We start from the raw sequence: 10,097 nt of genomic DNA on the forward strand, positions 1-10,097 counted from the left end.
GGTCCGAGCGGGAGGGCCTTCCTCAGGCCGAGGCGGTGGAGGCCTCCTCCGAGTCGGTCTCGTCACCGCCGGTTTCGCGCCGGGGTGTGACGATCTCCAGGGGGACGCCGAGTTCGCGGACCGCCCGCGCCGAGGCGTCCGGAAGACGGTCGTCGGTGATCACCGAGGTGAACCCGGTGAGCGGTGCGACCTTGAACGTGCCGAAGGCGCCGTACTTGTCGGCGCCCGCCACCAGGACGGAGGACGAGGCCGCGGCCATGGCCGCGCGTTTGACCGCCACCTTCGAGCGGGAGGGGGTGGTCGAGCCGCGATGGAGGTCCCATGAGCTCGTCGACACGAAGGCGACGTCGATGTTGAACTCGGCGACCATGTCGGCGGCGATGTCACCGATCGAGGACCGGTTCTCGCGGTCGATCTGACCCCCGACCAGGTACAGGGTCACGTCGGGGTGATCGGTGAGGGAGGCGGCGGTGGTGAGGTCGTTGGTGATGACGGTCAGTCCGGTGACGTGCCACAACAGCGGCACGAGCTGGCCCAGGGTGGTGCCCGCGTCCAGGTAGACGGTCTGGCCCTGCCCCACGAGTTCCGCCGCCGCGTGCGCCATGGCCCGCTTCTCCGCCAGGTCCACCCGGGACTTGTCCCGGTAGGAGGGTTCGGAGCGCACCTGTGAGGCCAGTTCGACCCCGCCGGGGACCGAGCGGACCTTGCCCTCCTCCTCCAACGTCATGATGTCGCGGCGCACCGTCATGTGTGAGACGTCGAGGATCTCGCACAGCTCTCTGACGCTCAGCACGCCCGTGCCGCGCAGCTCACGTAGGAGCAGGTCACGCCGTTGCGCCGGGATCATCGTCCTCCTTCAGGTCTGTTCACACTCATCATGGTACCGATAGTTCCCAGATGATCCCAACTGTGAGTATTGTTGACTCATATGTTCCGTTAGTGTTAAAACTCTGCTCATTGCCTTCGCGACCCCGGCACACCACGTGCCACTCGTGAGGTGAGAGAAGGAGAACCATGGAAGGCACCGACGCCACCTCCCCGCCGCCCTCCCCCGTGCGGTACGCGCTCACCGGAGCACGGGGCGGCTTCGCGCGCACGCTGCTGGCACAGACCACGCGCATCGAACGGCTGCACCCCGCGGTCCTGTGCGACCTCGACACCACCGGGACCATCGACCTGTGCGTGGAGCTGGGCTATGACCGCTCCGACCTTCAGGTGTGCGCCACCCCCGAAGAGGTGGCCGCCCTGGCCCCGGACCGGATCGCGGTCGTCGCCGACGTCGCCCTGCTCACCCGGGCCGATCACGACGTGCTCGTCGAGGCCACCGGGAACCCGCGAGTGGGCACCGAGGCCGCACGCGGGGCCATCGAGACCGGACGCCACGTGGTCATGGTCTCCAAGGAGGTCGACTCCGTCGCGGGCATCGCCCTGGCCGACCTCGCCCGCGAACACGACGTGGTGTACACCCCCGGCATCGGCGACCAGCCGGCCAACCTCATCGAGTGGTACGAGCGCGCCCTACGGCTCGGGCTCGACGTCGTGGCGATCGGCAAGTCCGGCGAGTACGACCTGGTGTTCGACCCCGCCACCGGGCGGGTGCGCCAACTCGACCAGGAGATCGAGGCCCCCGAACTGGCCGACCTGGCGACCCTGGGCGAGGACGTTCCGGCGACCCTGGCCGCGCGCGCCCGCGCCGTGGCCGGTCTCAAGCGTTCGGCCGCCGCCGACTACTGCGAGATGGCGGTCGTGGCCGGCCACACCGGCCTGGTCCCGGACGTGGAGTCACTCCACTACCCCGTCGCCCGTGTCGCCGAACTGGCCGACGTCTACGCCCGCGAAGAGGACGGGGGCATCCTCACCGCCGACGGCGTGGTGGACGTCTTCAGCGTGCTGCGCCTGCCCGAGGAGGCGTCCTTCGCCGGTGGGGTCTTCGTCGTCGTGCGCACCGGGGACCCCGTCACCTGGGAACTGCTCGCCCAGAAGGGGCACGTCGTCTCCCGTTCCGGGCGTTACGCCTGCATGTACCTGCCCTACCACTTCATGGGGGTCGAGACGCCGCTGAGCCTGCTGGACGCGGTCGACCACCACCGCGGGGCCGGTCGTCGCCATCCCGCCCCGCACGCGGTCCTGGCCGGGCGCGCCCGGGAGGCCCTGCGTGCGGGCACCCGACTCGACATGGGCGGGCACCACCACGAGGTCGAGGGTGTGGCCGCGGTCCTGCTGGACACCGCGCACGCCCCCCAGGACGTGGCCCCGCTGTACCTGGCGGCGCACGCCACCCTGGCCCGCGACGTCCCCGCCGGCGCCCTGATCGGGATCGACGACCTCGCCGCCCCCGACACCACCCTCCTGCACGCGTGGCGCCACGCCCGCACCCGCATCAGCGATCGGAACCGATGACATGTCCGACCTCTCCACCCTCCTGGCGTTCCTGGCCGCCATCTTCGTCCTGATCCTGCTCATCGCACGGTTCAAGGTCCATCCCGTGGCCACGCTGTTCATCGTGGTCGTAGCGCTGGGGCTGGTCCTGGGCATGGGCGGTGCGGCCACCGTCGAACTGGTCAAGGAGGGCTTCGGCAGTACCCTGGCCAGCGTCGGTCTGCTGGTCATCTTCGGCTGTGTGCTCGGCAAGATGCTCGAACTGAGCGGCGCCGCCATGAAGATCACCGATACGGCGCTGCGCATGTTCGCCGAGAAACGCGTCCCCTGGGCCATCGCCCTGGCCTCGACCGTCCTGGGCATCCCGCTCATCGCCGACACCGCGGTGGTCATGCTGATCCCGATCGTGTCCGCGCTGGCCTACCGCACGGGCATCTCGATGATGAGGCTGGGGCCGATCCTCTACCTCGGCGCCTACGTCATGACCTCGGTGGTGCCTCCCGGCCCCGGTCCCCTCGCGTCCGCCTCCCTGCTGGAGGTGCCCATGGGCGAGGCCATCCTCTACGGGCTCATGGTGGGCGTTCCCGGTGTGCTGGCCGCGACCCTCTACCTTTCCCGAATCAAGACCTACGTGCCGCCCAAGCCCGAGTTCGTCGAACACCTGGTGAACGCCGGCGGTTCCGCCGGCGGCGGTGGCTCGGAGTCCGCCGTGAGCGAGGGGACCGACACTCCCCGAGTGGGGTTGTTCGGCTCCCTGGTGCCGATCCTGGCCCCCATCGTCCTCATCGTCTTCGCCTCGTTGACCGCCCCGGTCCTGCCCGAGGGCTCCTGGTTCACCGGCCTGGTGCTGTTCCTCGGTGAGCCGACCCTGGCCCTGTTCCTGGCCTGCCTGCTGGCCCTGCCGCTGTTCCGCGGTCGCTGGCGCGACAAGGAGACCCTGAACGACCTGTTCGAGTCCGGGCTGCGCATCGCCGCGATGCCCCTGGCCCTGACCGGTGTGGGCGGTGCGCTGGCCACCATCATCCGGGAGACCGGTGTGGCCGAGAGCGTGGCCGGGACCATCGAGAGCACCGGCCTGTCACCGGTCATCATCCCGTTCCTGGTGGCCGCCGCCGTGTGCTCGATCACCGGTTCCAACATCCTCGGTGTGATGACCTCCGCGGCCATCATGCAGCCGCTGATCCCCTCGCTGGACCTGTCGCCCCTCGTGGTCTACCTGGCCTGCGCGACCGGTGCGCAGATCATGAAGCACGCGAACTCCTCGGGCTTTTGGGTCACCACCACCCTGTCCAACATGACGGTGGGCCAGGGCATCCGTTCCATCGGGGTCGCCTCGGTGATCTCGGGTGTGACCGGGTTCGCGGTGCTCTACGCCATGATCGCGCTCGGCGTGGTCTGATCCGCCCTCCCCCTCGACCGCTCCCCGCCCGGGCTCCCGTGCCGCGCGGCACGGGAGCGGTCGTCACCGCTGTAAGAACCGACCACAGGAGGACCCCATGGCTACCCTCGGCGTGATCGCCGACGATCTCACCGGAGCGACCGACATCGCGATCACTCTCACGACGGCCGGTTTCCGGACCACCGTCGTCCTGGGCGACGAGGGCACCGTCGGGACGATCCCCGTCCCCGACGGGACCGACGCCGTGGTGGTGGCGCTGAAGTCGCGCACCGTGCCCGTGGACGAGGCCGTCAAGGTCTCCCTGGACGCGTTGGCCGCGCTGCGGCGTGCCGGTTGCGAACGGTTCTACGTCAAGTACTGCTCCACCTTCGACTCGACCCCGCGCGGCAACATCGGCCCCGTCTGCGAGGCGGTGCTCGACGCGCTCGACGAACCGATGACGGTGATCGCCCCGGCGTTCCCCGCCAACGGGCGCACCGTCTACCGCGGTCACCTCTTCGTGGGGGACGAGCCCCTCGACGAGTCACCGATGCGCCACCACCCGTTGACCCCCATGACCGACTCCAGCCTGCTGCGGCTCCTGGCCCCACAGGTGAGCGGGGGAGGCGACGAGGTCGCGCTCGTGCCCTGGCCCGTGGTGGACCGGGGGGTCGACGCGGTGCGCACCGCCCTGGAACGGGCCCGGGCGGCGGGAGCCCGGTTCGTGATCGTCGACGCCTTGAACGAGGCCGACCTGGACACGCTGGCCCGAGCGAGCGAACACCTGGGCGTGCTCACCGGAGGAAGCGCCCTGGCCGCGGGGCTGCGCGGCCCCCGAACCTCGGGTCCACGCGCCATCAGCCTGCCCGACGGACCGCGCGTGGTGCTCTCCGGCAGCGCCTCCCGGGCCACTCAGGGGCAGGTGCGCCACGCGCTCGCCCACGGTGACGGTCACCGGCTCCTCCCCTCCGAGCTGCGCGCCGACTTCGACGGGGAGGTCTCTCGGATCGTGGACCGGGCCCTGGAGGGTGGTTCGGCCCCGTTCGTGGTCTACGCGACCGCCGCGCCCGAGCACGTCGTGGACACCGCGGACGCCCCGTTGATGGAGGAGGCCCTGGCCCTGGTCGCGAAGCGGCTGGTCGAGGCGGGGGTGCGTTCCCTTCTCGTCGCGGGTGGTGAGACCAGCGGCGCCGTGGTGCGAAGCCTGGGTGTGGGCCCACTGGCGTTGGGTCCCGAGGTGGACCCCGGTGTGGCGTGGATGCTCGCCGAACGGGGCGACGACGCCCTGCACCTGATGCTCAAGTCCGGCAACTTCGGTGCCGAGGACCTCTTCGTACGCGCGTGGAAGGCGGGACGGTGAAGCTTCGTTTGGAGGAGGCCGCCGAGGAACTGTGCGCGGTGGGCCGACGCGCCGTCGAATCCGGGCTGAGCCCGGGGTCGTCGGGGAACGTGTCGGTGCGCGTCGGCGACCGGATCCTGATGAGCCCCACCGGGGTCTCCCTCGGTGACCTGGGGCCGAGGGGGCTGTCCGTGCTGGACGAGCGCGGGCGGCATTTGGAGGGGCCATCGCCCTCCAAGGAGTTCCCCCTGCACCTGGCGATGTACGACAGGGTCCAGGGATCGGGGGCGGTGCTGCACCTGCACTCACCGCACACCACGGCGGCCTCCTGTCTGCCCGCCTGGTCGACGGCCTCGGCCCTGCCGCCGATCACCCCCTACCTGGTGATGCGGGTCGGTCAGGCGCCCCTGGTCCCCTACGCCGCGCCGGGCAGTGACCGGTTGGCCGAGAACGTGGCCGGGTTGCCCGGTCGGTTCCGCGCCGCGTTGTTGGCCAACCACGGTTCGTTGGTGGCGGCCGACGACGCGGCCGGCGCCCTGGAGGGGGCCGTGGAGCTGGAGGAGGCCTCGCGCATCGTGGTGGCGCTTCAGGGCCGGGAGTTCTCGGTCCTGTCCGCCGAGGACGTGCGGGAACTGACCCTGCGCTACGGGACGACCTGGGACCTGTGAGCGTTGACCGTCCTCGAACCCGGTCCGGGTTCGAGGACGGGACCGGACGCGGTCCCCGGGACACCGAGCGGAATCCCCACGTGCGCGATCATGGTGTTCACCGTGCGGTGGGCAAGCGATAGACGGACACGTGGGAGGGGGACTCGGCGATGAACGCGCCGCCACGCCAGTCCGCGTGACGGGATTCGAGGGCGAAACCGGCGATGTGCGCCATGAGGTCGAGTTCGGCCGGCCACACGTACCGGTGCCGGGAGCGGAACAGTCGGGCCCGGCGGCTCTCGTCGAAGGAGAAGTGGTGCGAGGTCAGATGCTGACGCACGACGTCGTAGGTGTCCAGCCCCACGTATCCGTCCTCGGAGGCGAAGACCGCGGCCTCCTGTCCGGGCGGGAGGCGCCGCAGGTCGGGCACGCCCAGTTCCACCACGAACCGCCCCCCGGGTGAGAGGTGACGGGCCGCGTTGCGGAAGCACTCGACCTGTTCGGCCTGGGTGAGCAGGTTGGAGATCGTGTTGAACACCAGGTAGACGAGGGCGAACTCGCCCGGCACGACGGTGGTGGCCATGTCCCCGAGGGTCACCGGCAGCGCGTCTTCGTCGACCTTGGCACGCAAGCGTTCGACCATGTGCTCGGACAGTTCGATGCCCTGGACCGGCACGCCCCGTTCGAGGAGCGGTACGGCCACCCGGCCGGTGCCCACCGCGAACTCCAGGGCGGCGCCCCCGCCGGCGAGTTCGGCCAGTCGGTCCACGGCCGGGCCGAGTACCTCGGGGGCGAACATGCCCTCACCGGGGGTGTCGTATTCGGCCGCGGCCTCGGCGTCCCACACGTTCTCGCTTTCGCCCATGCCGGCACGGTAACTCCGGGCTCTGGCCCGGAGCCACCGGTTTTCTCAGAGCAGGGGGCCGGTCACCAGGGCAGGACGTCGGGAACGGGGTCGGCCCCGAGCACGTGCTGATCGCAGAACGCGAGCACCGCCTCGTTCCACACGCGGATGTTGGACGGGGTGAGCACCCAGTGGTTCTCGCCGGTCATCTGCAGGAACCGGTGCGGCAGCGTCTCCGGCGGGCCGTCCCAACCCGAGACCAGATCCCACCACATCCGCAAAGCCTCACCGATCGGCACCCGGTAGTCCCGGTCCCCATGCGAGATCAACACCGGGGTGGTCACACGCGCCGCGCCGTTGTGCGGGGAGTTGGCCCGGTACCACTCGGGGTCGTCCTCCTCGTGGCCGTGCACGCGCGTCTTCTCAGCCGCCGCGTCGGTGGTGCGGTGCTGCTGCTCCAGCGCCCACGGCCCGGCGTGGGTGACGATCGCCGAGAAGCGATCGGTGTGTCCGGCGATCCAGTTGGCCATGAAGCCGCCGAAGGACGCACCGAGGAGCGCGGTGCGGGAGGCGTCCAGTTCCGGGCGCTCCAGCACCTGGTCGAGCAGTGTCTCGCATTCGCGGTAGACCACGTCCGGCCGCCTGGGCCAACCTCGGTTCAGGCCGGCGTTCCCGTAGCCGGTGGACATGGCGGGGTCGGGCATGAGCACGGCGTAGCCACGGGCGACGGACAACCACGGGCACCACCGCCAACTCCACGCATTGAAGGAGGTGTGCGGTCCGCCGTGGATCCACAACATCGTCGGAGCCCGTGTGGCCGAGGAAGCGCCTTCCGGCAGGCACAGCCACGCACCGACGCGTACACCATCGACCTCGGTCCACACCCGTTCCAGGTCGCCCGGCAACGCCGCCACCGAACCGGGCGCCGGGAGTTCGCGCGATTGACCCTCCGGCGTCGATCGCACCGGTCGCGCAGGCGTGGTGATGTCGGAACGCAGCGCGTACACGGAACCGTCCGGTGCCGGGGCCAGGGAGGAGAACACCGCTCCGTCCACCAGGGTCCGCACCCGTGCGGTGCGCGGGTCCACGGTGAGCACCGCGCCGGAGGAGTGCAGGTCACCGGCGACCAGGAGGGTTCCGTCGGGGCGCCACGCGTATTCGCGGATCGTGAGGTCACCGACGTCGACGTTCACCGGTGCGCCGTCCGACAGCGGGTGGATCCACAGGGAGCCGTAACCGGTGTCGGTGGGGGTGGAGATCGTCCGCCGTGTCACCGCGCAGTGGGCGCCGTCGGGAGAGAGCAGCGGGGATCCGTACTCCTGGTCGTCGTCGGCCGCCAGCAAGGTGGTCCGCTTGTGGGTCACGGTGTCGATCAGGACGATGTCGGTGCGGGTCTGCCCACCTCGGATCCGTTCGGTCCAGGTCGTCACGACGGTGCGACCGTCCGCGGACAGGTCGGCCGACGCTCCGTTCAGCGCCACGGTGTCGGCGTCTTCGGTCAGGTCGGTGATCTCACCGTCCGGGGAGACGAGCACCAGGCGTGGGCTGAGGTCGCCGAGCGCGTGATCCCAGTGGCGGACCGGCATGCCGGTGTGCCAGATGGTGGACCGTCCGGCGTCCTTGCGCGCGCTTCGCAGCCGAGCGTCATCGCCCAGGTCGGCCCCGACCGTCACACTCGTCGTCGCCAGGATCGAACCGTCGTCGGCGACGCCGGCGACTTGGAGGCCTCCGGCGGTTCGGGCGAGCGGGCTCGCCTCCCCGTGCTCGGGCAGGCGCCAGATCGCCGTGGTGTCCTCTCCCTGCCCGCCCTCGGGGTCCGGGCGCCCGGAGGTGAACAGCAACGAACCGTCGGGGGCGAACCGCGGCGCGCTCTCTCCGCGTTCGGAGAAGGTGAGTCGGCGAGCCGGGGCCAGGCCCTCCGGGTCGAGTTCCCACAGGGCCGACGCGAACCTCGAACCGGACTCGTCGGGCTGGGAGACGGCGGCGACCACCCGACCTCGGGGTCCGACCGCCACGGCGGAGATTCGGGGGATCCGGACGAAGGCTTCGATGTCGCTGAAGTCGGAGAACACCGCCTCACGCTATCGGAGGCACCCGTCTCGGAGATCGTCAGGGCATTGAGTACGCGCACTCACGCGGACCGGACCCGATTCGACCACTATGGGGGCATGAACGAGACCTCGACTCACACCCCTCACCGCCCCCGGTCGGTCCCGGTTCTACAGACGGTCGCGCTGCTGGTGGGGTCGGCGATCTCCACTTGGTGGCTGACCTACACCCGTCCCGAGGAGGTCGCCGCCGCCGAGGGCTTCCCCTTGTCCGAGGCCGATTACGCCATCGATCCGCTCATCCTCCCCGCCTGGGCCGAGACCCTCCTGGGGGTGGGCGCTCTGCTGCTCACCGTGGCGATGGCGATCCTGCTGGTGCGCGCGGTGGCCGGCGGTCGGCTCGCGCCTCGTTGGGGCCTGGTGATCCTGTTGCTGACCCCGATCCCGATGATGGGCGGCGTGTGGTGGATGATCGCCACCGCTCCGGGCATCGGGGCCAACATCGGTCTGGGGTTGGCCGCCATGACGTTCGGTCCGGCGATCCTGATCCTGCTCGTCGCCGCGGCCGTCACCGCGATCCTGGCCCCGCGCGCCCGTTGACCGTCCCGTTGGCCGGCTCCGGGTTCGCGTGCCACCCCGCGGTACTGGTCGACCTCGGCGGACGTATCGGCTGCCCCGCAAGGATGTCGTGGTCTCGCACCGGGTCTTGCCAGAGCACCGAAGCACCCATGGTGCGCTTCCGGTGCCCGCTCTCGCGATCGGCGGGTGGGGGCGTGGACAAAGAAATTCTTCGGCGATGACCTGCTCCAACGAAACAAACCGACATGGGGATGGGTTCGTGGCCGGTGAACGGGTAGCCGCCTCGTGGGGTCTCGCAACCCCGCTCTGCGAGAAAGGACCCGAATGAAGCTCCCTCGAACCCTCAAGCGGATCGCGACCGCGGCCGCCGCCACCCTGTTCCTGAGCGTGCTCGCCCCCGCGGGCGCCTCCGCCGACGACCTGTCCGTCGCCGACCTGAACCTGCGCACGCCCTTCGAGTGCGGTCAGGTCTGGAACGCCAACACCCGCACCAACCACAACCCGCTGCTGTCCGTCGACTTCCAGCGCTCCGACGCACAAGGGCAGAGCGTGCTCTCCAGCGCTTCGGGCACCGTGACCACGGTCGCCGACCTCGGCAACGAGAGCTACGGCCGTTACATCGTCATCGACCACGGCGACGGTGTCTCGACCCTGTACGCCCACCTGCAGACCCAGTCGGTGGCGGTCGGTGACAGCGTCTCCACCGGCACGGCGATCGGCACCGTCGGCAGCACCGGTGGCTCCACCGGACCGCACCTGCACTACGAACAGCGCGTCGGCGGCACGGTCGTGGAGGTCGTGCTCAACGGGGTGGAGGTCTACTACTACGGCAACACCACGATCACCAGCAGCACCGGCTGCTGACACCTGCGGGCCGCCCCGT

General features: G+C 70.4%; 9 protein-coding genes. 6 read left to right on the forward strand and 3 right to left on the reverse strand.

The genetic code is table 11. The annotated features are described in order from the left end of the window. Positions 1-22 precede the first annotated feature (22 nt). Positions 23-847, reverse strand: a complete 825-nt coding sequence (locus ACWGKS_RS09100; RefSeq protein ID WP_087100530.1) for a DeoR/GlpR family DNA-binding transcription regulator — start codon at positions 845-847, stop codon at positions 23-25. 167 nt (positions 848-1,014) lie between these two features. On the opposite strand from ACWGKS_RS09100, the gene ACWGKS_RS09105 reads away from it, so the two are divergent. The 4 genes from ACWGKS_RS09105 to ACWGKS_RS09120 all read left to right on the forward strand — a co-directional run bounded on the left by ACWGKS_RS09105 (position 1,015) and on the right by ACWGKS_RS09120 (position 5,764). Then, on the forward strand, positions 1,015-2,400 hold the full coding sequence (locus tag ACWGKS_RS09105) for a homoserine dehydrogenase (RefSeq protein ID WP_358514073.1): 1,386 nt from the start codon (positions 1,015-1,017) through the stop codon (positions 2,398-2,400). 1 nt (position 2,401) lies between these two features. After that, positions 2,402-3,778 (forward strand): GntP family permease, encoded by a 1,377-nt coding sequence (locus tag ACWGKS_RS09110; RefSeq protein WP_358514075.1) that lies wholly within the window; start codon positions 2,402-2,404, stop codon positions 3,776-3,778. A 97-nt stretch (positions 3,779-3,875) separates the two neighbouring features. Further along, the gene (otnK, locus tag ACWGKS_RS09115; RefSeq protein ID WP_452522244.1) at positions 3,876-5,117 is read left to right on the forward strand and encodes a 3-oxo-tetronate kinase; all 1,242 of its coding nucleotides are present in this window, start codon (positions 3,876-3,878) and stop codon (positions 5,115-5,117) included. After that, on the forward strand, positions 5,114-5,764 hold the full coding sequence (locus ACWGKS_RS09120; RefSeq protein WP_358514079.1) for a class II aldolase/adducin family protein: 651 nt from the start codon (positions 5,114-5,116) through the stop codon (positions 5,762-5,764). The genes otnK and ACWGKS_RS09120 overlap by 4 nt, the downstream gene beginning before the upstream one ends. Positions 5,765-5,861: 97 nt before the next feature. Here the strand turns inward: ACWGKS_RS09120 and ACWGKS_RS09125 are convergent, their stop codons facing one another. Next, positions 5,862-6,608, reverse strand: a complete 747-nt coding sequence (locus tag ACWGKS_RS09125; protein WP_358514081.1) for a class I SAM-dependent DNA methyltransferase — start codon at positions 6,606-6,608, stop codon at positions 5,862-5,864. 62 nt (positions 6,609-6,670) lie between these two features. Then, positions 6,671-8,659: a S9 family peptidase gene (locus ACWGKS_RS09130; RefSeq protein ID WP_358514083.1), complete on the reverse strand. Its 1,989-nt coding sequence runs from the start codon at positions 8,657-8,659 to the stop codon at positions 6,671-6,673. A gap of 96 nt (positions 8,660-8,755) precedes the next feature. Between ACWGKS_RS09130 and ACWGKS_RS09135 the strand changes: the two genes are divergently transcribed. Together ACWGKS_RS09135 and ACWGKS_RS09140 are read left to right on the forward strand one after the other, a co-directional pair. Further along, on the forward strand, positions 8,756-9,235 hold the full coding sequence (locus tag ACWGKS_RS09135) for a hypothetical protein (RefSeq protein ID WP_358514085.1): 480 nt from the start codon (positions 8,756-8,758) through the stop codon (positions 9,233-9,235). Positions 9,236-9,538: 303 nt separating this feature from the next. After that, the gene (locus ACWGKS_RS09140; RefSeq protein ID WP_358514087.1) at positions 9,539-10,078 is read left to right on the forward strand and encodes a M23 family metallopeptidase; all 540 of its coding nucleotides are present in this window, start codon (positions 9,539-9,541) and stop codon (positions 10,076-10,078) included. Positions 10,079-10,097: the final 19 nt, after the last annotated feature.

This window comes from Nocardiopsis sp. NPDC055879 (assembly GCF_053615935.1).

Excerpts from the sequence above, each read along its gene's own strand:
- ACWGKS_RS09100 (WP_087100530.1), bottom strand. The coding sequence starts at position 847 with ATGATCCCGGCGCAACGGCGTGACCTGCTCCTACGTGAGCTGCGCGGC.
- ACWGKS_RS09105 (WP_358514073.1), top strand. The coding sequence starts at position 1,015 with ATGGAAGGCACCGACGCCACCTCCCCGCCGCCCTCCCCCGTGCGGTAC.
- ACWGKS_RS09110 (WP_358514075.1), top strand. The coding sequence starts at position 2,402 with ATGTCCGACCTCTCCACCCTCCTGGCGTTCCTGGCCGCCATCTTCGTC.
- otnK (WP_452522244.1), top strand. The coding sequence starts at position 3,876 with ATGGCTACCCTCGGCGTGATCGCCGACGATCTCACCGGAGCGACCGAC.
- ACWGKS_RS09125 (WP_358514081.1), bottom strand. The coding sequence starts at position 6,608 with ATGGGCGAAAGCGAGAACGTGTGGGACGCCGAGGCCGCGGCCGAATAC.
- ACWGKS_RS09135 (WP_358514085.1), top strand. The coding sequence starts at position 8,756 with ATGAACGAGACCTCGACTCACACCCCTCACCGCCCCCGGTCGGTCCCG.
- ACWGKS_RS09140 (WP_358514087.1), top strand. The coding sequence starts at position 9,539 with ATGAAGCTCCCTCGAACCCTCAAGCGGATCGCGACCGCGGCCGCCGCC.